Raw genomic sequence first — 272 nt, 5'->3', positions numbered from 1 at the left:
CGCATGAAAACATAGAAGCCAGATCCGACGATGATCGCGATGCCGCTCCATTTCGACGGTGTCGGGAAATCGCCGAACACGATCAGGCCGACCAGAACCGCATTGACGATTTCCAGATATTGGAACGGTGCCAGCATGGATGCCGGTGCCAGCTTGAACGCCTGCACGACCATCAAATGGCTGACGGTTCCGATCGTCCCCAAAAGCAGCAAAAGCAGCCAAGGCTGAATGCCTTGCGGCAGACCGAAACTCAGATCACCAAGCCCAGCCGC

At 56.6% G+C, this 272-nt stretch carries 1 protein-coding gene; it reads right to left on the bottom strand.

Annotated features, from left to right (window positions below):
- Positions 1 to 272: EamA family transporter (locus tag SB822_RS57255; RefSeq protein WP_410859126.1), on the bottom strand; the 272-nt coding region annotated here is incomplete at both ends.

The organism is Paraburkholderia sp. SIMBA_054 (genome assembly GCF_046534875.1).
Lineage (GTDB): Bacteria > Pseudomonadota > Gammaproteobacteria > Burkholderiales > Burkholderiaceae > Paraburkholderia > Paraburkholderia hospita.
Note: the sequence above shows the minus strand (reverse complement) of the source record. Positions and strands in the feature narration are given on the sequence as shown.